The organism is Mesorhizobium sp. M0815, from assembly GCF_040319995.1.
Lineage (GTDB): Bacteria > Pseudomonadota > Alphaproteobacteria > Rhizobiales > Rhizobiaceae > Mesorhizobium.
Genome location: NZ_JAMYOU010000002.1, coordinates 249469 through 271051 on the forward strand (window position 1 = coordinate 249469; position 21583 = coordinate 271051).

Here is a 21583-nt window from a genome sequence, read left to right on the forward strand (position 1 = left end):
CCCGTCAATTACTTGCGCTTGGCCCGCTCGATTGCCTCGACGATCATCTTCTTGGCATAGGCGGCATCGTACCAGCCCTCGATCTTGACCCATTTGCCGGGTTCGAGATCCTTGTAGTGCTCGAAAAAATGCTGCACCTGCTGGCGGGTGATATCAGGCAGCTGCGTGTATTCGTGAACGTCCTCATAGCGCAAGGTCAGCTTGGGCGAAGGAACCGCGATGACCTTCTCGTCCTGGCCGGCATTGTCCTCCATCACCAGCACGCCGATCGGCCGCACATTGATGACGCAGCCCGGCACCAGCGCGCGTGTGTTGCAGACCAGCACGTCGATCGGGTCGCCGTCGCCCGACAGCGTGTGCGGTACGAAACCGTAATTGCCGGGATAGCGCATCGACGTGTGCAGGAAGCGGTCGACGAACAGCGTGCCGGCCTCCTTGTCCATCTCGTACTTGATCGGCTCACCGCCGATCGGCACCTCGATAATGACGTTGACGTCCTCGGGCGGGTTCTTTCCGCTGGCAATCGCTTCGATACGCATCGCTTTATCCCTCTCTCGATTGAAGATCGATAGCGGGCGACGGCGAATGGTGCAATGCGGCGAATGGTACTGGGGGATCGTCCGAACCGAAACCGGTCGGATCATGCGCTGGCCGTCATTCCCAGACGAAAGCGACCTTCTTCAGCGCCTTCTGCTCGAATATCTCGACGCCCTCGGCCACATCGCGACCGCCGGCGCCGGCATAGAAGGCAAGTGCGTTCTGATTGTCTTCCAGCGCCCACACCACCATGCCCTTCAAGCCATGGTCGGCCAACCGTGCCCGTGCCGCCGAGAACAGCCGGCTGCCGAGCCCGATGCCTTGATATTCCGGCCGCAGGTAAAGCTCGTAGATCTCGCCCTGCTGCCTGAGTTCGCGGGCACGGTTCTTGCCGATCGTCGCGTAGCCGGCAATTTTGCCGCCGATTTCGACGACCAGGACGGTGGCGGCGCGGCGAATGGCATTCGCCCACCAGTCGGCACCGCGGCGGTTGATCATCGATGTCAGAGTGCGGTGTGGGATGATGCCCGAATAGGCGCCGCGCCAGGCCTCGAGATGCACGTCGGCAATGGCGGCTGCATCGCGCGGCTCGGCTTTCCTGATGTCGATGCTCAGCGTATTCATGATTGGTTAACCATAAACCCGCGGCGCCCGATTGCAAGAGTCCGGTCAGCCACTGCGATGCTTTCGCACAGCCGAACGGTGCGTCCTTGAGACGCTGCAAAACCGCCTTTAGCGAGATCAAATCTCGACCAGATGGTCGTCCAGTTCGTTGCTGTCGCCGGTCGACATCGGAAAATGCTCGGCCAGTACCGCACCGACCGCTTCGACCGCCCTGACGAAGCCGTCGGCAATCCGATCGTCGCCGGCATGCGCCGTAAGGTCGCGGACGACACCGTCCCAGACATGCTGGCCGACACGAGAATCGATGCCGCTGTCGGCGACCACTTCAGCATAGCGCTCGGCGATCGAGACGAACACCAGCACGCCGGTGCGCGCCGCGGTGCGGTGGACGTTGCGGGCGAGGAACTGCTTCATCGCATTGGCGTGGGCGGCCTGGTAGCGCAGCCGCCTCGGCACCAAATGGATGCGCAATGCGGGCAATGCCCACAACAGGATGAGCACACTGGCAAGCGCCAGAAGCTCGGCTATGACGAAATGCGGCAAGCGGATCGACAGCCACCAGGCTTCCAGCCCGTAACCGACGGCGAGGCTGACGACGAGCATGCCGAGCATCGCCATGAAGGCGGCCGGGAAGAAATAGCCGTCGCTTGCATGCGCCACGACGCAGTAGATCTCGCCGTCGGTCTTTGATTCGGCAGCGCGAATCGCATCGGCGATGCGCTCATGATCCTCGGGGCTGATCGGTCGTGTTGCCATGATTGATGTCTCACCAGCTTCCTGAAGAACCGCCGCCGCCGGACGAACCGCCGCCGCCGGAAAACCCGCCGCCGGAACTTCCTGACGACCAACCACTGCCTGAACTTCCCGACGACCAGCCACTGCCGGACGAGGTCCCCGACGTCCAGGCACCGCCACCGGAGGGTGACGAACCTGGCCCGCGGCCGTAGCGGAACGTCATGCCCAGCCACTTGTACACGCCCGGCGACAGTTTCGTGCCGAAGATCGGCGGCAGGAACGCCATTGCCAAGCCGCCGAAGAACATCGTCGCCCACAGGATGATGAACAGCATGAAGATGGGATCGACAGGATTGTCATTCGCCGGATTGCGCTTGCCGCGCGCTTCCAGCTCTTCGGGATTGCCTTCCAGCACCATGATCATGTCGTCGACGGCCTTGCTGATGCCGCCTGAGAAATCGCCGGCACGGAAGGCCGGCACCATGTCGTTTTCGATAATCAACTTGGTGTGCAGGTCGGTCAGCGTGCCTTCAAGCCCATAGCCGACCTCGATGCGCATCTTGCGGTCGTTCGGCGCCACCAGAAGCAGGACGCCGTTGTTCTCCTTCGCCTGGCCGAGTTTCCAGGCGCGAAACAACCGGTTGGCGTAAGGCTCGATCTCCTCGCCGTCGAGGCTGGGAATGGTCGCGACGACGATCTGGTCGGACCCCTTGGTCTCGAAATCGGCAAGCTTCTGCGTCAGCGCCACCTCGGTCGCGGCATCGATGATGCCGGCATTGTCGACGACCCGTCCGGTCAGCGCCGGCAATTCGGCGGCGAAGGCCGCGAAGCCGAACAGCAGCACCGCTATGGCCAACAGCGCGGTGCCGGTCATTTTGATGAAACGGCCGGATTCCACCGGGCTGACGGCGTGTCTTGTCATCTCGTCACCAGCTTCCCGAGGAGCCGCCGCCGCCGGACGAACCGCCGCCGCCGGAAAACCCGCCACCGCTTGAACCCGACGACCATCCCCCGCCGGAACCTCCCGACCAGCCGCCGGACGACCGCCGGCTCGGCTCGAAGGTCATGCCCAGCCAGCGATAGCGGCCGGGACCGATCTTCTGGCCGAAGATCGGCGGCAGGATGGAGGCTGCGAGGCCGCCGAAAAAGATGATTGCCCAGATGGCTATGAAGATGGTGAAGAACAGATCGTCGCTGTTGAACGGCGGCTGCTGGTTGCGTTCGCCGCGCGCTTCCAGCTCTTCGGGATTGCCTTCCAGCACCATGATCATGTCGTCGAGGGCCTTGCTGATGCCGCCGGAGAAATCGCCGGCACGGAAGGCCGGCACCATGTCATTTTCGATGATCAACTTGGTGTGCAGGTCAGTCAGCGTGCCTTCAAGCCCATAGCCGACCTCGATGCGCATCTTGCGGTCGTTCGGCGCCACCAGCAAAAGCACGCCGTTGTTCTCCTTCGCCTGGCCGAGTTTCCAGGCGCGAAACAACCGGTTGGCGTAAGGCTCGATCTCCTCGCCGTCGAGGCTGGGAATGGTCGCAACGACGATCTGGTCCGAACCCTTGGTCTCGAAATCGGCAAGCTTCTGCGTCAGCGCCGCCTTGGTCGCGGCATCGATGATGCCGGCATTGTCGACGACCCGTCCGGTCAGCGCCGGCAATTCGGCCGCGAGAACGGTGAGAGGGAGGAGGAGAAAGCTTAGAACGAAGCCAAAAAAAATCCGGCCGGCATTTCTTCCCACCCCCCTCTGTGGGGAGATGGCCGGCAGGACAGAGGGGGGTGGGACGGAGTACAAGGCCAACGGGAACAGACCCGCTAAGCGCCGTTCACCCGCCCTGCTGCGTGCCGAAATCGACCTTCGGCGGCTGCATCTTGTCCTCCTCGATGGTGAAATTCGCAAACGGCTGGTTGCCGCGGAACCACAAGGTCGCCCAGATCACCGACGGGAAGGTCCTCAGCGTCAGATTGTACTCTCTCACCGCCTGGATATAGTCGCGGCGGGCGACCGTGATGCGGTTCTCGGTGCCTTCGAGTTGTGCTTGCAGCGCCAGAAAGTTCTGGTTGGCCTTGAGATCGGGATAGTTCTCCACCACCGCCAGCAGGCGCGACAGCGCGCTGGTCAGGCCGGCCTGGCTGTCCTGGAATTTCTTGAAGGCTTCCGGATTGTTCAGCGTTTCCGGCGTCACGGTCACCTGCGTCGCCTTGGCGCGCGCTTCGACCACGGCATCGAGCGTGTCCTTCTCGTGCGCGGCATAGCCCTTGACCGTGTTGACCAGATTGGGGATGAGATCGGCGCGGCGCTGGTATTGATTCAACACCTCGCTCCATGCGGCCTTGGCGTTTTCCTCAGCCGTCGGGATGGTGTTGTAGCCGCAGCCGGCAAGCAGCGGCAGCATGACGGCCATCACCAGGAACGCAGCTAAATTACGGAAGATTGGCGGTAAAGCAAGGCGCTGGACAAGCATGATAAGGTCCCCTCGATAGCATTGGCACGCGAAGCATTAGCACAATCCTTGCGCAAGAAAATGACTTCGGCCGAGAAGCGTTACTGGTTTCTACCATTCGCCGTCAGGCCCTGTGACAGACGAGGCGAACGGGTTAAGCTCGGGATGAAACGGGATATCACCATGGCGAAACGCCACGACAGCGACGCGGAATCGCGCCGCATCATCGAACGGGTGGCGCGCGAGACCGACCCGGGCGGCACCTCGTTCCTCGCACGAACCGCCAGAGGCGCGCGCGACCACGTCACAGCGGCCGATGCCGACCGATCGGACCCGATCGAATATTGGGGCACCCGTATTGGTCGGGCGGCAGGCTTGCTTATTGCCATCGGCCTGTTGATCTGGCTCGTGCTTTTCATCACCAGGGGCGGTTAGGACAAAGATCAATGAGCGCCGAAAAAGCCGACGCGCCGCGCGCGGTCATCGTCGTCTCCAGCCATGTCGCACGTGGCTCGGTCGGCAACCGTGCCGCCGTGTTTGCGCTGGAGACGCTGGGGTTTCCGGTTTGGGCGGTGCCGACCGTCATTCTGCCCTGGCATCCGGGGCACGGCCGGGCCACCCGCATCGTGCCGCCGCTGGACCAGTTCAAGGCGCTGATGACCGACCTCGAGCGCGCGCCGTGGCTGGGCGAGGTCGGCGCCGTGCTGTCCGGCTATCTCGGCGAGGCTGGCCAGGCCGAAGCCGTCGCTTCGCTGGTCGGCGCCGTCAAGGCGAAGACGCCGGACGCCCTCTATATCTGCGACCCGGTGATGGGCGATTCGGGCGGCCTCTACGTACCTGAGCAGACCGCAATCGCCATGCGCGACCGGCTGATGCCGATCGCCGATATCGCCACGCCCAACCGCTACGAGCTGGAATGGATGGCCGGAGCGCCGCTGCCCGACCTGAAATCGACAATGGCTGCTGCCCTGCAAGCCGGCCCACCGGCCATGCTGGTCACTTCGGCACCGGCGATGATGGCCGGCGGCATCGGCAATTTGCTGCTCAACGGCAGAGAGGCGCTGCTTGCCGAACACCGGCTAATCGACAAGCCTCCGAATGGGCTCGGCGACCTGACGGCGGCCGTCTACCTGGCGCGCATCCTGTCCGGCCAAACGGCCGCCAAGGCGCTGCAATCGACCACGGCAGCGGTCTACGAGATCCTGGCGCGCACCGCCAAGCGCGGCGGCGACGAATTGCAGCTCGAGACCGATGCCCAGAGCCTGTCGCACCCGATGGCGATGGTGCAGCTTCGCCATCTCCTGCATCCGGGACGGGATCGCCGGGCGTGACGCAGGCCGAAGACGCCGTGCCCCAGGATGATGCGCCCAAGGGTGCTGCGCCCGACCATGTTGTGCCTGGGGATGTTGTGCCCGAGGATGTTGCGCCTAGGGATGTTGTGCTTGTCGGCGTCGACGGTTGCAAGACCGGCTGGATAGCCGTCCGCCGCGATTCCGGTGCCGCACCGTCGACAGCCGTTTTCCCAAGCTTCGCGGCGTTGCTCGACCAGCTACCCGTCAATGCAATCGTAGCGGTCGATATGCCGATCGGCCTGCCCGATTTCTCGCAAAGAGGCGGTCGCGGTCCGGAGGCGCTGGTGCGGCCATTTCTTGGCGCCCGGCAATCCAGTGTCTTTGCCATCCCCTCCCGCGCCGCGCTCTATGCGGAGATCGAAGCCTTCACCACGGTCGAAGCCTGGTACGCGGCACATCGCAGGGCAAGTGACGTGGCCAAGACGACCTCAGATCCGCCGCGCGGTGTCTCGATCCAGGCCTTCGGCATCTTTGCCAAGATCCGTGAGATCGATTCGCTGCTGATCGCGCGGCCCGAACTGCGCAGCCGCGTCTTCGAATCGCATCCGGAAGTTGCCTTCTGCAGACTGAACGGCGACCGGGCGATGCGTCTGCCGAAGAAGATCAAGGGCAACATCAATCCGGCCGGCATGGCCGAACGCAAGGCGCTGCTTGCCCGGCATGGTTATGGCCAGCGTTTTCTCGACCAGAGGCCGCCGCGCGGCGCGGCCACCGACGATTTCCTCGATGCCGCGGCGATGATGCTGATTGCCGGCCGCATCGCCAGAGGCGAGGCAATGCCGTTTCCGGATCCGCCGCTCGCCGATCGTTTCGGCATTCCCGTCGCCATCTGGTCTTGAGGACCAGGGCTAACGTTTTAGGTGGCATGCGTCAGGAGCGTGATCTGAGCGCCTCGTTGAGCGCCCACATATCCTTCTCCTCGGGCGCGGTCTCCAATCCGAGCACGGGAATTTGCTTGCGCAAATGGTCGTGGTGGGTGCGCACGCCATATTCGAGATCGGAGAGGTAAAAACCTCCGAAGGCTTCTGACAGCATGGATTCGTTGGACCATATCGAAAGCTGTACATCTTCGGCCAGCGTGTCGCGGTCGATGCGGTAGGATAGGTAGCGGGCAGCCGCCTGCTCCCTGCTCTCGTCGCGATAGCGGTAGATGGCGCCGCGCAGCAGCGTCTCACCCGTCGACAGCGGGAACTCCTGATAGAACTGCACCGACTCCGGCATGATCGACAGCGCGTTGTTCGGGAAGATGCCGTAATAGATCCAGGCCTTGCGCAGGTGCTCCGGCAGTTGCTTCGCCTCGGGTGCGAGCTTGATGTATTGCGCGACGCTCCAGCGCCGTCCGGCATGCGGGTTGTAAGTGGCGAACGAGCGCGACACGCCGTTGACGAACGGCTCGTCGAAGTAGGTCGCGCCATAAAGATCCTGCAGCGCCGGATGCGCCATGGCGACGTGGTAGCCTTCATTGTCGACGTCGCGCACCGACTTCCAGTTGACCGGCGTCTTTTGGGTCCAGATGCCCCAGGACGGCACCATCTCGGCGACGCCGTAATGGGCAATCTCGGCTTCGATCGGCTTCAACAGCTCGGCCACGGATGGCTGCGGGCCACCCTTGCGGAAGCGGATGAAGATGAAGCCCATCCAGATTTCGAGCTCGAGCGGCATCAGGCCGAATTCGGTCTTGTCGAGGTCGGGGAAGGACCGCGGGCGGGCAGCGCCGCGCAACGTGCCGTCGAGATTGTAGACCCAGCCATGAAAGGGGCAGACCAGCGCATTCTTGCAAGTGCCTTGGCTATCGGCAACGACGCGACTGCCGCGGTGGCGGCACATATTGTTGAAGGCGCGCACCACGCCATCCTTGCCGCGCACGATCAGCGCCCGCTCGCCGACCACATCCATCGTCAGATAGTCGCCGGCGTTCGGCAGGTCGCAGACATGGCCGGCGATCTGCCAGTGATTGCGGAAGACGTGCTCTTTCTCGAGTTCGAGCAAGGCGTCGGAATGATAGCTCCAGCCCGGCAGGCCCCGCCGATCCCAATCGTTGGGGATTGCCACGTCACGCAGATGCGGGTTCATAAAAGGCTCTTATTTATTGAATGGCCGTTCAATACAAGCATATTTTCTGTTGAAATGCAATAGCTTGCGAGAATAGGACGAATTCCCGACGCGAAACCGATCGGCAATTGAGAGCCGAGCTCGAACGATCGAAGCCGGGAAAATCCCGGGAATTCCGGGCGTTAATCCCCTTACGCTTGTTGAGCGCCCAGCCCTCCGTGGACCGGAAAAGTCGACGTGGATCCGGTGCCGTGGATAGCGGAAAACGAGCGCTGAATGTCACCGGTGCGGCCAGCTACGCATCGTCGGTTTGCCCCCGGAATGGCCGCGGGCCTGGTTTCATGCCGGTTACACAATCGTTAATCCATCATCGTTGGCCCGTTACAAGGTGCGGTTAAGTTCGTTTCAACAGGGAAAAGAAGAACACCGAAGGAAACGACGATGCCTACGAAAACCCAGATCACCGACAACGACCATCGCCTGCAGGGTCCGCAGCGCAACGACCGGCGCCCGAAGCTGGCGCTGCGCCAGCGCGCCAGCGATCACCCGATGGCGATGTTCCTGCTGCTTGCCGCTGCCGCGTTTGCCGGCATGGCGTTCACGCCGACCGTCGGTCCGGCCTTCGCCTCGCTGAACCCGCCGGTCAACCTCATCGACGGCGCGACGACCACGACCAAGACGGCGCGCCTGCCGATCCCGGACATCGATTTTGCCTGCAAGGGTCAGGCCTGGGGCGCCGAGAGCCTGGACTGCCTGCGCGCCATCGCTGCCCAGTCGGGCAAGGCACGGCCCGTCCGCATGATCGCCAACGCCGCCCCGCTGGCCGATACGCCGAACGTTTTTTGATCTTTTCGCGAGCGCCCTCCAGCACTCCAGTCAGGCTCCCGCCGCAATGTCGGCTGGGAGCCTTTTTTCTTTCCTTTTTGTCTCTCTGGGAGTCTAGCCGCCCAAAGCGACCTGCTCGGCAATGGCCGAGAGCACGCCGCGCACATCCAGCGTGCTGAACGGCTTTTCGAGGATTGGCGGCCGCTGCGGCGCCGGCAGCGCCTCGATTTCGCCTTTTGCGCCGATCAGATCGCCGGTGACAAGCACGAAACGCCGCGCCAGATCCGGCATTTCGGCAAGCAGCTCGCGATAGGCGGCTATGCCGCTGGTGCCGGGCATGCGCAAATCGGAAAACACGATGTCCGGCGGCATGTGGCCGCTCAGGGTCGCGGCGGCCGAGACCCAGGCCGGCACGATCCGCGACTTGATGCCCATCAACTCCAGAATGTCGGACAGCGACGCCGCGACATCCGGCTCATCGTCTATGATCAGCGCGTGACGCAAGCCGCTCGACCGCGACGGACTGTCGCCGGCGGCGACCGCGCCGGCAGCGATCGCCGGCAACTGCACGACAAAACGCACGCCTCTCGGCGAAACCTCCTCGAACCAGATATTGCCATTGTGCCGCTCGATGATCGATTTGGAAATCGACAGGCCGATACCGGTACCGACGCCGACTGGCTTGGTGGTGAAATAGGATTCGAATATGCGTGAGCGTATCGCTTCCGGCACGCCTGGCCCGTTGTCCTCGACCGAGAATCCGGGATTGCCGCGGTCGCTGCGAAACGTCCGGACCTTGATCCGCCGGTCGCCGGCAATGCCGGCCAAGGCATGCTGGCTGTTGATGAGGAAGTTGGCGGCTACCTGCGTCACGTGGTCGGCATCGGCCATGGCCAGCAGCGGGCCGCCGGCGAAATCGGTGTCGATGATGATGCCGCTTGATCGCGCGCCATAGGCGGTCACTTCGAGTGCCGCGCGGATCACCTGGTTGAGGTCGGTCTCGGCCTGCGCCGTCGGGTGCAGGCGGACCATCGACAGGAAGCTTTTGACGATACGGCCGCAGCGCTCGGCAGCGGCGCGCACCTTTTCGGCGCGTACTTTGGTCTGCGGATCGGCGGCGAATTCATGCAGCAGCGTCGACTGGGCGACGACCACGGCCAGCGGGTTGTTGAGCTCGTGCGAAACCCCCGCAAGCAGCGAGCCCATCGCCGCCATCTTCTCGTTCTGGTGCAGTTTTTCGCGCTGACGGTTGATTTCCTCCTCAGCGCGCAATCTGTCGCGCAGGTCGCGGATGGAGCCGAAGATCAGATGGCGATCGGCGACCCGCATCTCGGTCGCCGTCAGCTCGATCGGAAAAACCTCGCCGGCGGCATTCTGGGTGACCGTTTCGAGCCGCTGGCCGACCATCGGCGCGCCGCGGCCCGACATGTATTCGGCGCCCGACGCATAGCCTTTGCGGTAATATTCCGGCACGACCGTGTCGAGCAGGTCCTTGCCGAGGATATCGCTGCGTCGATAGCCGAACATCTTCTCGGCCGCCGGATTGAATTCGATGATCGAGCCGGTCTCGTCGATGACGATGATGGCGTCGAGCGAGGCCTGCAGCATGGTGCGGCGAATGACGTCACTGGCATGCGCGTCGGAGGGCGACCGTTCGATGGCGTCGCCAATGGCGAGTGCCACCATGTGCAGCGCCGCCTCTTCCTGGTCGGTCCATTCGCGTTCGTTGACGCAGTCGTTGACCGCCAGCGTGCCCCACAAATTGCCGTGCGAAAAGACCGACACCGACAGGAATGACTTGATGTTCTGCTTTTCGAAATCGGTCCGCAGAAAGCCTTCGAGATCGCGTGTGTGCCCGGCGAATATCTTGCCTTGGCGCTCGTCCTCCGCCAGCTGTTCCAGCAATGGGTCCGAATCGACGACCGACTGCATGATGACGGTCGGTGACGCCAGCTCGCCGCCAAACCGGGGGGCGATCCAATAAGCGGCGACCGACTGGGCGAAGCCCTGGCCGGGCAGTTCGCGCAGGCGAAACAGGATGCCGCGGTGACAATCCATGGCTTCGCAAAGCGTTTGGAGGATACCCTCCATCTCGCGCTGCCAGTCGCCGGCTTCGCGCAGCCGGCGAACCACATGCACGGCCGCCATCGCCGCGCCCTGCCTGGCGCCCTGCGAGTCCGCGCGTGCTGTTTCAGCCGTCATGGTCATTTCCTGGCAGTGGCTTGCTCAAGCCGCCAGGCCTCAGTTATTTTCGCCGGCTGGCAGCGAGAAGATATAGCCTTCGCCGCGCACCGTGCGCAGGAATTTCGGATTGGCCGGATCCGCCTCGATCTTCTTTCTCAGCCGCATGATGCGGATGTCGACGGCGCGGGACGATTCCGCGTCCTCGACGAAACCGATCGCCTCGGAGATCGCCGCCCGCGTCAACAGCCGGTTGGCGCGGGTAAGGAACACCTCCAGCACGTCGAACTCGCTCTTGGCCATGTCGATGACCGCACCGTTGGCGCCGGTGACGAGCCTGCCGTCGAGGTCGGCGTGAAAGGCGCCGAAGCTCACGGACCGGCGGCCACCGGATGTTTCAGCCTTGGCTTTTTGTGGTTCGGTCGGCTCCGGAACGCGGCGCAGCACGCTGCGCACCCTGGCCAGCACTTCGCGCAACTCGTAAGGCTTGACGATGTAGTCGTCAGCGCCGAGCTCCAGTCCGACGATGCGGTCGAGCGCGGTACCGGCGGCCGTCGCATAGATGATGCCGATCGGCATTTTCGACCGCATCCAGCGGCCGAGCGACAGGCCGTCCTCGCCCGGCATGGCGATGTCGAGAATGGCCAGATGGAAGGACTGGGCTTCCAACAGGTCGCGCGCCGCCACCGCACTTTCGGCCGTGGCCACATCATAGCCGCTGGCGCCGAGATACTCGGCGACCGCGTCCCTCAGGTCGGGCTCGTCCTCGACAATGACAATTCGTGCCCGCACGATGCGTTCGCTCCCGCTTTCAGCGGAAAGTAGATTGGGTATAAACATGATGTCCAGCACTCTTCTTGGGTTGCCGTATGCGGGGTAGAAAAACATGGCTGCACGATCCGTCATCGCGCTTGTTTCCGTCGCTGAAGTAATTGCGACCGATCTCGCCGATCATCTCAAGCGACGCGGTCATGACGTCCGCGCCGCGCGACAGCCGTGGGAAGCCGAATCGCTGCTTTCTGAAAAGGGTATCGATGTCGTGGTTGTCGGCGACAGCGTCAGCCAGGCGGAGGGGCGCGACCTGCTCAGGCGACATGGCGGCGAAGGTGGACCGGATTTCATCCTGATCTGCCGCCCGGCCGATCTGGTCGACAAGGTGCTGGCGCTCGAGCTCGGCGCCGCCGACGTCGTCGAAAGCCCGCTCAATGTCAGGGAGCTTGCCGCCCGCGTTGGCGGCCTGCTGGCTCGGCGCGGCAGGAGCGCCGGGGAATTGATCGTGCTGGAGAACGCGACCGTCGATCTCCGGTCGGCCATCGTCATGCACCGCTCGGGCACGGAAGAACAGCTGTCCGCCGGGCAGGTGGCGCTGCTCAGGCTGTTCCTGGCCAGCCCGCGCAAGGTGCTGACGCGTGACGACATCATCGCCGCCGCGCCCGCCGAAAATGCCGAAGCCTTCGACCGGTCGATCGATTCGCGCATCGTGCGGCTGCGCCGCAAGCTCGACACCGAAACCATCACCACCATACGGGGTGCGGGTTACCGGTTCGATCCGCCAACGCAATTCGCCGATTGAATGCAGGACAGCCACCCCTTTTTTGAGTATCGGATTTTCCTAAAACCGGTTCCCGCTTTTGGGTCCGATGCTCTTTCCTCAGCGCGCCACGAGAAGCGACGGGCCTGACGGCATGTCACTGTTCGTGCTGACCTCGCCGGCATGCGCACGTTCCTTCAGCAGCACGGTTGCGAGGCCGGCAATGCCGAGCAGGCCCTGCACGTAGAGCAGGGCAGAAAGCACGGAAGCGGCGAATTTCGTTTTCATCCTGTTCTTTCCTCAAAATTGGGATTTACGGGCGCTTCAGGGGAACCCCCGAAGCGCCCGCGCCGCCAGCGGAGCCCCCCGTTGCGGCGCGGGCCTTCGGTCCTCTCGGCTGCAAGTTGCCGGAGGCGCCGCGCATCCTCAACGGCTCTAAGCCGCCCCCGCCAGAGGGGCTTGAGCCGGTCGACGCGCAGGCTGGAAACTGTCCAGACAATCCAGACCGTAGCGAAAACAGTGTTGGCTTCCGATCGTTCGTTGCCCGCTGTTTTCGTTACGTCAACTTTGCCCGTTCGCTGTATCCGGATCATGCCGCCGAGGCCGCGCTTTGTTGCAGCTCGGTTTCGGAGTCAGGTGGAATTCCTCTCAAACGAAAGACAATCGCGTATTCGTGCCGCGGTTTGGCTGATCCGCTTAGGCAAACACGCCGCCGCTGTCATGACGACGTCCAACAGCTGTAAGCCGCTTTGCACGGCGTTTTCTGTTAACCCGGGGGAAACAGAATCGAAACACAAACGAGCATCTAGCGAAATCGGCTCGAAACATGACGCCCCGATAAGCCGGTCATCGAATTGAGCCGGCCCCGACCGGCAGAATAGGGGAGACATCATGTACACCGCCATTTCCGCCAAGCTCATCAACATCGCCGCCGCCGTCATCACCGGTGCTGCCTTGCTTGTCAGTGCCGGCAACAGCGCAGCCCACGCCGCCGCCAACAAGATCGTCGCGCGTGTGTCGCTATCGCAGCAGACCATGGAAATCCTGGTCGACGGCCGGCCGACATTCGCCTGGAAAGTCTCGACCGGCGACAGGACGCACGTCACGCCGACCGGTTCGTTCAAGCCGACCCGCATGCATGAAATGTGGTATTCGAAGAAATACGACAACGCCCCGATGCCGCATTCGGTGTTCTTCAGCGGCGGCTACGCCGTACATGCGACAAGCGCCATCAAGCGCCTCGGCCAGCCGGCCTCGCATGGCTGCGTGCGTCTGCATCCGGACAACGCCGCCGATTTCTATCAGCTCGTCGAGGTCTTCGGCCCGGCCAACACCAGCATCGTCATCGTCAAATGAGCGATGCTTTTCGTAGCTCCCAAGAAAGGCCGGAAATCCGGCCTTCTTTATTGTGCAATGTTAGTACAATCTAATCCGGCATCACCGGCATCAGCTTGGGGTCCGGCTTTTCGGCGTGATGCGGCAGGTCCTTGCTGGCGATAAACGTGTAGAACATCGGCACCACGAAGAGCGTGAACATGGTTCCGACCAGGATGCCGGTGAAGATCACCAGGCCCATCGAATAGCGTGCCGCGGCACCAGCGCCGCTGGAGATGATCAGCGGCACCACTCCGAGCGCCATCGCCGCCGTCGTCATCAGGATCGGCCGCAGCCGCACCTTGGCCGACGCGATGATCGCATCGCGCCGCCGCATGCCGTGCATTTCACGCTGCTGGTTGGCGAACTCGACCAGAAGGATGCCGTGCTTGGTGATCAGGCCGATCAGCGTAATCAAGCCGACCTGGGTGTAGATGTTGAGGGTGCCGAGCCCGACATTAAGCGGCACGATCGCGCCGAAGATCGAGAGTGGCACCGCCATCATGATGATCAACGGATCGCGGAAACTTTCGAACTGCGCCGCCAGCACCAGATAGATGACGAGAACGGCTGCCGCGAAGGCGATGATGATCGTGTAGCCCTGTTGCTTCTCCTGCCGCGACTGGCCGGTATAGTCGATGAAGAAAGTGTCGGGCAGGCTCTCCTTGGCGATATCCTCGATCGCTTTCAAACCGTCGCCGGTGGTGACGCCAGGCAGCGGCAGGGCGGAAATCGTTGCGGAATTCAACTGGTTGAACTGCTCGATCGCCGCCGGCGACGCGTTGGTCGAGATCTTCACCACCGCAGAGAGCGGCACCATCTCACCCGAGACGCTGCGCACGAAATACTCCCCCAGTTTTTCGGGATTGTCGCGAAAGCTCTGCGGCACCTGCGGGATGATGTCGTAGCTGTTGGATTCGCGGTCGAATTGCGCCACCTCGGCGCCACCGACCAAGAGGGTCAGCGTCCGGCCGATATCGGCGATCGGCAGGTTGAGTGCCGCGGCGCGGTCGCGGTCGATCGTCACCGTCACTTGCGGCGCATCGTAGGACATCGAATTCTGCACCGCGAGGAAGCGACCGGAGGCCTGCGCCTTGTTCTTGATGTTCTCGGCCGCCTCGTACACTTGGGAGGCCTCGCCGGTCGAGCGCACCACCATCGTGATTGGCAGGCCGCCGCCGGAGCCGGGCAGTGTCGGCGGTGCGAAGACGAAAGCCTCGACGCCCGCCACCTTGGCAAGGCGGGCAGTGATGTCTTCCTGAAGTTCCTTCGAGCTGCGCGCGCGCTCGGCCCAGTCCTTGAACGCAAAGCCGACGAAAGCGCTGTTCGTCGGGCCTTGGAACGCGACGGCGGAGAACCGCGCCCTGGTTTCGGGGATATCATTCACTAGCCCGAGAATCTGGTTCACATAGGTCTCGGTGTAGTCCGACGTCGCATAGCGCGGTGCGTTCACAATAGACAGCAAGAAGCCCTGGTCTTCTTCCGGCGCCAGTTCGCTCGCGGTCTTGGTGAACATGAAGCCGGTCGTGGCGACCAGTGCGATGACGATCATCAGCGTCACCGGGCGATATTTCAGCGAGCCGCTGACCAGCCGCTCATAGACGTTTTCGACGCGCCCGAACGTGTTGTCGACAATGCGCTGGAAGCGGCTGTGCGAGCCGGCCCTCAGGATGCGTGCCGACATCATCGGCGTGACGGTTAGGGCAACGACACCCGAAAGGACCACCGAGCCGGCAAGCGTCACTGCGAATTCGCGAAACAGTGCGCCTGTCAGGCCGCCGGTGAAGGCCAGCGGCGCGAACACGGCGGCCAACGTTATCGTCATGGCGACGACGGCGGAGGAGATCTCCCGCATGCCGTTGAAAGCCGCCTGCATCGGCGACAAGCCGTCTTCCTCCATGTGGCGGTGGATGTTTTCCACCACCACGATGGCATCGTCAACAACCAGTCCGATCGCCAGCACCATGGCCAGCAACGACAAAAGGTTGATCGAATAACCCAAAGAAAACAGCAGGAAACAGACGCCGATCAGCGACAGCGGAATGGTCACGATCGGCATCAGCACCGAGCGGAACGAGCCGAGGAAGAGCAGGATGACGACGATGACGATGGCGACCGCCTCGCCGATGGTCTTGAACACCTCCTCGATCGACGCGCTGATCTGCTCGGTCGAGTCATAGACGATCTCGATCGTCATGCCGAGCGGCAGCGTCTCCTGGATCGTCGGCACAATCTTGTGGATCGCCGCCGCGGTGGTCAGTGGATTGGCGGCCGGCGTCGGAAAGATGGCGAGAAAGATGCCGGGCTTGCCGTTGAAGGTGACCCTGGTGTCGGTGTTCACCGCGGCGAGCTCGACGCGGGCCACGTCGCGCAGTCTCACCACATTGCCGTCTTTCGAGCGGAGCGGAAGGGCAGCGAAAGCCTCCGGCGTCTGCAGGGTCGAGCGAACCGTGATCGAGGAAGCCACATATTCGTTTTCGGTATCGCCGGGCGCGGAGAGGAAATTCGATTCGTTAATGGCGGTCAGCACTTCCGCCGCCGTCACACCGCGCGCCGCCAGTTTGATCGGGTCGATCCAGACACGCATCGAATATTCGGCGGCGCCGAAAATCTGCACGTCGGCAACACCTTCGACCGTCGACATACGCGGCCGCACGACGCGCTCGATATATTCGGTGAGCTGTTCCGGCGTCATGTTCGGGTTCTGCATCGAGATGTACATCATCGCGAACTGCTGGCCGGTGCCCTTGACGATCACCGGGTCTTTGGTTTCGTCCGGCAGATCGCCGCGAACGCTCTGAACCTTCGACAGGACTTCGTTCAGCGCAACGTCGGGGTCGGAGCCGAGTTTCATCTGCACTGTCACGGTGCTGGATGACGGCCGGCTCGCCGACGTGACATAATCGATGTTTTCGGTCGAAGCGACAGCACGCGCGATCGGCGCGGAAATGAACCCCTGGATCAGGTCGGCGCTGGCGCCGGGATAGGCCGTGGTGATCGTGATGGCCGTTTCTTCAACCTCTGGATACTGCCGGATCGAAAGGTTGAAGATGCCCTGAAAACCCAGAAGCAGGATCATGCAGGCAAGCACGGTCGAAAGGACCGGGCGGCGGATGAAGAGGTCGGAAAAGCTCATTGCTGGGCTGCCTGCTGGTTCCCCGGCTTGCTCGGATCGATTGTGTTGTCGACGGCAACGGACATGCCGTTGGAGAGCCGGTTCTGGCCGGCGGTAACGACTTCGTCGCCGGGCTGGATGCCTTCCAGGATCTCGACCAGGCCGGCGTTGTGGCGGCCTGGCTTGACGAACACCTGGGCGAGCACGAGCTGCGGCTTCTGTTCTTCCGCTGCCGGTTTGGCTTCCGCTGCCGGTTTGGCTGGGGTAGCGCCCGGCTTTTCTTCGGGTTTTGCCGCGGGTGCTTCGGCAGCGGGCTTGGCAGCATCCGCGGCTGGTTTTTCTTCCGGCTTTGCGTCGGGAGCCGCGCCGTTGACTTCTGCGGATTTGGCCGGGCGCACCACGAAGACGAAGTCACCGTACAGGCTGGAGGTCAGCGCAGTCTGCGGCAGCGCCAGCACGTTGTTCTCCTCCGGCAGTTCGACACGCACCTGGACGAACTGGCCGGGCGTCAGCTTGCCTTCAGGATTGGCGACCTCCGCCCTCACCGTCACCAGCCGGCTCGTCGGGTCGATCTTCGGATCGATACCGCGGATGCTGCCGGCGAACGGCATGTCGCCGCCGCCAATGCCCAGCCGCACCGTCTGTCCGATCTTCAGCAGCGGAAGCTGCTGCTCCGGCACGGTGAAATCGACACGCATCGTGTCCATGTCCTGCAAGGTCACCACGGCGGTGCCGGGTGTGAGATACTGGCCAATGTCGATTTTCGGAATACCGACGGTGCCCTTGAAAGGGGCCGTCAACTGCTTTTGGTCGAGCACCGCTTGCAGCTTGTTTACCTGCGCGGAGGAGACCGATGCTGCCGCCTGCGCCGTGTCCAGCGTAGCGTCGGTGCCGACCCCGCGCTTCTGCAGCTCAAGAGCGCGCATCAGCGTCGTCTGGTCGGATGTGGCTTGCGCCTTCGACGCCACGAGGTCGGCCCGCTCGACGGCATCGTCGAGCTGCAGCAGCACGGCGTTGGCGGCGACCTTCTGATTGGCATGAAACTGGATGTCCTTGACGATACCCGCGGTTTCGACGGTCAGGTCGACGCCGCGCACGGCACTGACAGTACCGATCGCCTCGACGCCGGGCGTCCAGGACATCGGTTTGACGATGACCGTCGACACGGTCGCGGCCGGCGGCTTCATGGTGGCGAAAAACTGTTTGATCGCATTGTCGCGGAACAGGTTGAATCCGACGATGCCGCCGCACACCAGCACGAGCAGAATGAAGGCGATGATGAAGCGCTTGATCACGAACAGTCCCCTCGGCCATGGCCCAGCATAACGGTCGGATGACCGGAACACATACCTGTGACTGGTCCCAATTTCAAATGACGGCAATCTTACTGTACCGTCTGGACGGTCTTGTCAATTCCGCTTAAGCTAATGAATGGGGAACGATTGATGAAGGCCCGCAGAACAAATTCGCGCGAGAAGATCCTCGCCGCCGCCGCCGACGTGGCGCGCGAGACGGGTCCCGGCAGCCTGTCGCTGGATGCGGTCGCCAGCCGTGCCGGCGTGTCGAAGGGTGGTCTTCTCTACAATTTCCCGACCAAGGCGAAATTGATGCAGGCGCTGGTGGAGGATTACCTCAGCGCGTTCCAACAGGCGCTTGAGGCCGCCCGCACCAACGGCGTCAGCGGTGAGAGCCCGCTTGCGGCCTATATCAGGCTTTCGGCCGAGCATGCCGAGGAGTCGAAACCGTCGGCGACCTGGATATTTTCGGCGATTGCCGAGGATCCCGATTTCCTGACGCCGATAAAATCGTTCAGGCGGCAAGTGTTCGAGCGGCTGAAGGAGGAGACGCCGAATCTCAAGGCGCTGCTGGTCTGCTATCTCGCTATCGAAGGGCTTCGCAGCATGAATCTGTTCGGTTCGGACATTCTCTCCGCCGACGAGCGCCGGTTGCTGATATCGACCCTGCTGGAGATCGCGGAATAGATCAGGAACCACCGTCCAGCACTATCTGCTCCAATCTCAAAGTGCTCTGCCGTCACACAGGCTTCATTGTGCCGACATAGCGTCCTCCCATTCTTTGCTGCAACGCAAGAGGAGTGGGGTATGGTCGATATTGTTTCCAGCGAAGCAGGAATTCCAAGGCCGGAGCATCCGCTCGACCGGCCAAACAGCACCGGCAAATGGTTTCTGCCGGCCTTTGCCGTCATCATCCTGGGCGGCCTTGCCTATGTCGGCTACGCGCTCAGCCAGGACCTGACCAGCACCGTCGCGGTGCCGTGGATTCTGCTTGGCCTGGCGCTGCTGATCGCGCTCGGCTTCGAATTCGTCAACGGTTTTCACGACACCGCCAATGCGGTGGCAACGGTGATCTACACCCATTCCATGCCGGCCGAGCTTGCAGTGATGTGGTCCGGCTTTTTCAACTTCCTCGGCGTGCTCACCGCCAGCGGGGCGGTCGCCTTCGGCATCATTTCGCTGCTGCCAGTCGAACTGATCCTTCAGGTCGGATCAAGCTCCGGGCTGGCCATGGTCTTCGCGCTGCTGGTCGCAGCGATCATGTGGAATCTCGGAACCTGGTATCTCGGCCTGCCTGCCTCGAGCTCGCACACGCTGATCGGTTCGATCATCGGCGTCGGCCTCGCCAACCAGTTCACGGCGCCGGCCGGTTCCATCACCAGCGGCATCGACTGGTCGCAGGCAAGCAATGTCGGCCTGTCGCTTCTGATCTCGCCGCTGGTCGGGTTTTGCCTGGCTGGGCTGCTGCTTCTGGTGATGAAGCTGCTGGTCAGGAACCGCGAGCTTTACGAGGCGCCGAAGTCGAGCGCTCCGCCGCCGCTGTGGATCCGGGCGCTGCTCATCTTCACCTGCACCGGCGTCAGCTTTGCCCACGGCTCCAATGACGGGCAAAAGGGCATGGGCCTCATCATGCTCATCCTGATCGGCGTGGTGCCGACCGCCTTCGCGCTGAACCGCACGCCGGATATCAATTATCTCGAAGCCTACAAATCGGCGGCGACGCAGGTCGAAACGGTACTCGGCAAATACGTCAAGCCCGGCGTCGCCGTGACCGACGCGGCGACCGTGGTCGGTGACGCCGTTCGCACCAAGACCTGGAAGGACGAGACCACGCCTGCGCTGCAGAGCTTCATCCACGACACTAGCGCAATGTTGTCGCCCTATCCGTCCGTGGAAAAGCTGCCGACAACGCTGGTCAGCAACGCCCGCAACAACATCTATCTTATCGGTGAAGCGCTGAAACTGATCGACAAGAAGAAGCTGCTGCCGATGGAGGCCGACGACCTGAAGGCGGTGACGACCTATCACAAGGCGGTCGACAACGCGACGAAGTTCATCCCGCTCTGGGTCAAGGTCGCCATCGCGCTGGCGCTCGGCCTCGGCACCATGGTCGGCTGGAAGCGCATCGTCGTCACCGTCGGCGAGAAGATCGGCAAAAGCCATCTGACCTACGGCCAGGGTGCGTCCGCAGAGCTTGTTGCAATGGCGACCATCGCATCGGCCGACTATCTCGGCCTGCCGGTCTCGACCACCCATGTGCTGTCGGCGGGCGTTGCCGGCACCATGGCGGCGAACGGCTCGGGCCTGCAATGGTCGACAGTGCGCAACATGCTGATGGCCTGGATACTGACCCTTCCGGTCTCCATCTGTCTGCCTTCGTGCTGTTCGTCATCTTCCGCCAGATATTCTGAGCGGGGATAGGACTTGGCCAGAATGTCGCGGCGCCGGCTCCGGCGCCGCCCGGATCCTGAACGTGCATTGTCTCGGCGGCGGCCATGAATGACGCATCGCATCTGACATTGCTTGCCGCGGACGACCAGCATCATGCCCCCGGGCTGGTCTGGGCCTATCATGCCGCTCCCGGCAAAGCTCCCGAATCGCTGGCGCCCCGGGACATAGAGGCCGCGCTGGCCTCACTGGACGGCTGGGTCTGGCTGCATGTCGACCTTGTCGACCGGCGCGCCCATTCCTGGGTCAGCCATGCCTGCGCGCTGCCGGCGTCGGCTCATGCAATCCTCGAAGGACATGAGGACAGCCTGGTGCTGGCGCATGAGAATGGCGTCGTCCACGGCATTTCCGCCGACCTGCATGGCGAGATCGCCCCTCAGTCGACGACCATCGGCAGATTGCATTTTGCGGTCTCGGAGCGGCTGCTGGTCACCGGCCGCCGCCATCCGCTCGCGGCGGTGGAGGAAGTGCACACCGCCCTTGCCGCGGGGCTGCGGCCCGCCACAGCATTCGAGCTGTTCGAAACGCTGGTCATGGCTTTTTGCAAGACCACCAGCCTGCGGCTCGCCGCGGCGACGAAGCGGCTCGATGCGGTCGAGGACCATCTCGTGACCGAGCGACTTGCCGACGAAAGACGACAGCTGAAGGATGTGCGCCGCCTTGCCGTATCCTTGCATCGGCCGATCTCGGCCCTGGCAGCACTTTTCCAGGATGAAGACCGTTCCGCCTGGAACCTTTCCGCCGGCGCACATGAAGTTCTGCGCCGGCTTGCTGCCCGCCTGGAACGGCTCGACCGCGAGGTCGTCATGATCAACGACCGGGCAAGGCTGCTGCAGGAGGAGCTTGCGGCCGAGCTTGCCGACGAATCGAACCGCAGCCTCAAGGCGCTGGCGGTGATGAGCGCGCTGCTTTTGCCGGGCACCCTGATCGTCGGCATATTCGGCATGAACACCGGCGGGCTGCCATTCACCGACAGCCCCAGCGGCTTCATCCTGACGATGCTGCTCGCGGTCGGCGCGACCGGCCTGTTCTACTGGCTTTTGCTGCGCGCCGGCGCCAAACTGCGGTTCTGAGG

Annotated in this window: 20 protein-coding genes and 1 pseudogene; 9 read left to right on the forward strand and 12 right to left on the reverse strand. The window is 62.9% G+C overall.

Translation table 11 applies throughout. The annotated features are described in order from the left end of the window. Positions 1-8: 8 nt before the first annotated feature. The 6 genes from ppa to NKI01_RS03860 all read right to left on the reverse strand — a co-directional run bounded on the left by ppa (position 9) and on the right by NKI01_RS03860 (position 4356). On the reverse strand, positions 9-539 hold the full coding sequence (gene ppa, locus NKI01_RS03835; RefSeq protein ID WP_023721304.1) for an inorganic diphosphatase: 531 nt from the start codon (positions 537-539) through the stop codon (positions 9-11). Positions 540-654: 115 nt separating this feature from the next. Further along, a complete protein-coding gene (locus NKI01_RS03840; RefSeq protein ID WP_023678138.1) occupies positions 655-1161 on the reverse strand; it encodes a GNAT family N-acetyltransferase in 507 nt (168 codons plus the stop codon). 117 nt (positions 1162-1278) lie between these two features. Then, positions 1279-1917: a TPM domain-containing protein gene (locus tag NKI01_RS03845; RefSeq protein WP_352480980.1), complete on the reverse strand. Its 639-nt coding sequence runs from the start codon at positions 1915-1917 to the stop codon at positions 1279-1281. 10 nt (positions 1918-1927) lie between these two features. After that, the gene (locus NKI01_RS03850) at positions 1928-2770 is read right to left on the reverse strand and encodes a TPM domain-containing protein (protein WP_352481111.1); all 843 of its coding nucleotides are present in this window, start codon (positions 2768-2770) and stop codon (positions 1928-1930) included. 52 nt (positions 2771-2822) lie between these two features. Beyond that, the gene (locus NKI01_RS03855) at positions 2823-3632 is read right to left on the reverse strand and encodes a TPM domain-containing protein (RefSeq protein WP_502895830.1); all 810 of its coding nucleotides are present in this window, start codon (positions 3630-3632) and stop codon (positions 2823-2825) included. An 85-nt stretch (positions 3633-3717) separates the two neighbouring features. Next, entirely contained in the window at positions 3718-4356 is a 639-nt protein-coding gene (locus NKI01_RS03860) for a LemA family protein (protein WP_023721309.1), read from the reverse strand. Between the two features lie 162 nt (positions 4357-4518). Between NKI01_RS03860 and NKI01_RS03865 the strand changes: the two genes are divergently transcribed. The 3 genes from NKI01_RS03865 (at position 4519) to NKI01_RS03875 (ending at position 6526) form a co-directional block, all read left to right on the forward strand. Continuing rightward, positions 4519-4770 carry a hypothetical protein gene (locus tag NKI01_RS03865; protein WP_023721310.1) on the forward strand — a complete coding sequence of 84 codons (252 nt, stop codon included), beginning with the start codon at positions 4519-4521 and terminating at the stop codon, positions 4768-4770. Between the two features lie 11 nt (positions 4771-4781). Next, positions 4782-5666 (forward strand): pyridoxal kinase PdxY, encoded by an 885-nt coding sequence (gene pdxY / locus NKI01_RS03870; RefSeq protein WP_352961929.1) that lies wholly within the window; start codon positions 4782-4784, stop codon positions 5664-5666. A gap of 107 nt (positions 5667-5773) precedes the next feature. After that, positions 5774-6526: a DUF429 domain-containing protein gene (locus NKI01_RS03875; protein WP_502899420.1), complete on the forward strand. Its 753-nt coding sequence runs from the start codon at positions 5774-5776 to the stop codon at positions 6524-6526. A gap of 31 nt (positions 6527-6557) precedes the next feature. Here NKI01_RS03875 and NKI01_RS03880 read toward each other — a convergent pair whose 3' ends face one another. Further along, positions 6558-7760: an aromatic ring-hydroxylating oxygenase subunit alpha gene (locus NKI01_RS03880; RefSeq protein ID WP_352480981.1), complete on the reverse strand. Its 1203-nt coding sequence runs from the start codon at positions 7758-7760 to the stop codon at positions 6558-6560. Positions 7761-8180: 420 nt separating this feature from the next. Between NKI01_RS03880 and NKI01_RS03885 the strand changes: the two genes are divergently transcribed. Beyond that, the gene (locus NKI01_RS03885) at positions 8181-8585 is read left to right on the forward strand and encodes a hypothetical protein (protein WP_352480982.1); all 405 of its coding nucleotides are present in this window, start codon (positions 8181-8183) and stop codon (positions 8583-8585) included. Between the two features lie 93 nt (positions 8586-8678). On the opposite strand, the gene NKI01_RS03890 is transcribed toward NKI01_RS03885, so the two are convergent. Together NKI01_RS03890 and NKI01_RS03895 are read right to left on the reverse strand one after the other, a co-directional pair. Then, on the reverse strand, positions 8679-10766 hold the full coding sequence (locus tag NKI01_RS03890; RefSeq protein ID WP_031194628.1) for a PAS domain S-box protein: 2088 nt from the start codon (positions 10764-10766) through the stop codon (positions 8679-8681). Positions 10767-10805: 39 nt separating this feature from the next. Then, positions 10806-11585, reverse strand: a complete 780-nt coding sequence (locus NKI01_RS03895; protein WP_352788054.1) for a response regulator — start codon at positions 11583-11585, stop codon at positions 10806-10808. A gap of 46 nt (positions 11586-11631) precedes the next feature. Here NKI01_RS03895 and NKI01_RS03900 point away from each other — a divergent pair, with 46 nt between their 5' ends. Next, entirely contained in the window at positions 11632-12318 is a 687-nt protein-coding gene (locus tag NKI01_RS03900; RefSeq protein ID WP_352588153.1) for a winged helix-turn-helix domain-containing protein, read from the forward strand. 78 nt (positions 12319-12396) lie between these two features. Here NKI01_RS03900 and NKI01_RS03905 read toward each other — a convergent pair whose 3' ends face one another. Continuing rightward, complete coding sequence (locus NKI01_RS03905; RefSeq protein ID WP_352641299.1) at positions 12397-12564, reverse strand: hypothetical protein; 168 nt, start codon at positions 12562-12564, stop codon at positions 12397-12399. A 603-nt stretch (positions 12565-13167) separates the two neighbouring features. Here NKI01_RS03905 and NKI01_RS03910 point away from each other — a divergent pair. Continuing rightward, positions 13168-13632: a L,D-transpeptidase gene (locus tag NKI01_RS03910; protein WP_023721319.1), complete on the forward strand. Its 465-nt coding sequence runs from the start codon at positions 13168-13170 to the stop codon at positions 13630-13632. A 70-nt stretch (positions 13633-13702) separates the two neighbouring features. Here NKI01_RS03910 and NKI01_RS03915 read toward each other — a convergent pair whose 3' ends face one another. Then, positions 13703-16786 carry an efflux RND transporter permease subunit gene (locus tag NKI01_RS03915; RefSeq protein ID WP_352480983.1) on the reverse strand — a complete coding sequence of 1028 codons (3084 nt, stop codon included), beginning with the start codon at positions 16784-16786 and terminating at the stop codon, positions 13703-13705. Further along, positions 16783-18060, reverse strand: a complete 1278-nt coding sequence (locus NKI01_RS03920) for an efflux RND transporter periplasmic adaptor subunit (RefSeq protein ID WP_502896307.1) — start codon at positions 18058-18060, stop codon at positions 16783-16785. The genes NKI01_RS03915 and NKI01_RS03920 overlap by 4 nt, the downstream gene beginning before the upstream one ends. Positions 18061-18210: 150 nt before the next feature. Here NKI01_RS03920 and NKI01_RS03925 point away from each other — a divergent pair, with 150 nt between their 5' ends. From NKI01_RS03925 to NKI01_RS03935, 3 genes and pseudogenes are all read left to right on the forward strand, one after another. Continuing rightward, a complete protein-coding gene (locus NKI01_RS03925) occupies positions 18211-18747 on the forward strand; it encodes a TetR/AcrR family transcriptional regulator (RefSeq protein WP_352641294.1) in 537 nt (178 codons plus the stop codon). Positions 18748-18867: 120 nt separating this feature from the next. Then, positions 18868-20471, forward strand: a pseudogene (locus NKI01_RS03930) (inorganic phosphate transporter). 84 nt (positions 20472-20555) lie between these two features. Further along, the gene (locus NKI01_RS03935; protein WP_352961934.1) at positions 20556-21581 is read left to right on the forward strand and encodes a transporter; all 1026 of its coding nucleotides are present in this window, start codon (positions 20556-20558) and stop codon (positions 21579-21581) included. Positions 21582-21583: the final 2 nt, after the last annotated feature.

What these genes read in the sequence shown, in the direction of transcription:
- ppa (WP_023721304.1), bottom strand. Translation starts at nt 539, where the DNA reads ATGCGTATCGAAGCGATTGCCAGCGGAAAGAACCCGCCCGAGGACGTC.
- NKI01_RS03840 (WP_023678138.1), bottom strand. Translation starts at nt 1,161, where the DNA reads ATGAATACGCTGAGCATCGACATCAGGAAAGCCGAGCCGCGCGATGCA.
- NKI01_RS03845 (WP_352480980.1), bottom strand. Translation starts at nt 1,917, where the DNA reads ATGGCAACACGACCGATCAGCCCCGAGGATCATGAGCGCATCGCCGAT.
- NKI01_RS03850 (WP_352481111.1), bottom strand. Translation starts at nt 2,770, where the DNA reads ATGACCGGCACCGCGCTGTTGGCCATAGCGGTGCTGCTGTTCGGCTTC.
- NKI01_RS03860 (WP_023721309.1), bottom strand. Translation starts at nt 4,356, where the DNA reads ATGCTTGTCCAGCGCCTTGCTTTACCGCCAATCTTCCGTAATTTAGCT.
- NKI01_RS03865 (WP_023721310.1), top strand. Translation starts at nt 4,519, where the DNA reads ATGGCGAAACGCCACGACAGCGACGCGGAATCGCGCCGCATCATCGAA.
- pdxY (WP_352961929.1), top strand. Translation starts at nt 4,782, where the DNA reads ATGAGCGCCGAAAAAGCCGACGCGCCGCGCGCGGTCATCGTCGTCTCC.
- NKI01_RS03880 (WP_352480981.1), bottom strand. Translation starts at nt 7,760, where the DNA reads ATGAACCCGCATCTGCGTGACGTGGCAATCCCCAACGATTGGGATCGG.
- NKI01_RS03885 (WP_352480982.1), top strand. Translation starts at nt 8,181, where the DNA reads ATGCCTACGAAAACCCAGATCACCGACAACGACCATCGCCTGCAGGGT.
- NKI01_RS03890 (WP_031194628.1), bottom strand. Translation starts at nt 10,766, where the DNA reads ATGACGGCTGAAACAGCACGCGCGGACTCGCAGGGCGCCAGGCAGGGC.
- NKI01_RS03895 (WP_352788054.1), bottom strand. Translation starts at nt 11,585, where the DNA reads ATGTTTATACCCAATCTACTTTCCGCTGAAAGCGGGAGCGAACGCATC.
- NKI01_RS03900 (WP_352588153.1), top strand. Translation starts at nt 11,632, where the DNA reads ATGGCTGCACGATCCGTCATCGCGCTTGTTTCCGTCGCTGAAGTAATT.
- NKI01_RS03905 (WP_352641299.1), bottom strand. Translation starts at nt 12,564, where the DNA reads ATGAAAACGAAATTCGCCGCTTCCGTGCTTTCTGCCCTGCTCTACGTG.
- NKI01_RS03910 (WP_023721319.1), top strand. Translation starts at nt 13,168, where the DNA reads ATGTACACCGCCATTTCCGCCAAGCTCATCAACATCGCCGCCGCCGTC.
- NKI01_RS03915 (WP_352480983.1), bottom strand. Translation starts at nt 16,786, where the DNA reads ATGAGCTTTTCCGACCTCTTCATCCGCCGCCCGGTCCTTTCGACCGTG.
- NKI01_RS03925 (WP_352641294.1), top strand. Translation starts at nt 18,211, where the DNA reads ATGAAGGCCCGCAGAACAAATTCGCGCGAGAAGATCCTCGCCGCCGCC.
- NKI01_RS03935 (WP_352961934.1), top strand. Translation starts at nt 20,556, where the DNA reads ATGAATGACGCATCGCATCTGACATTGCTTGCCGCGGACGACCAGCAT.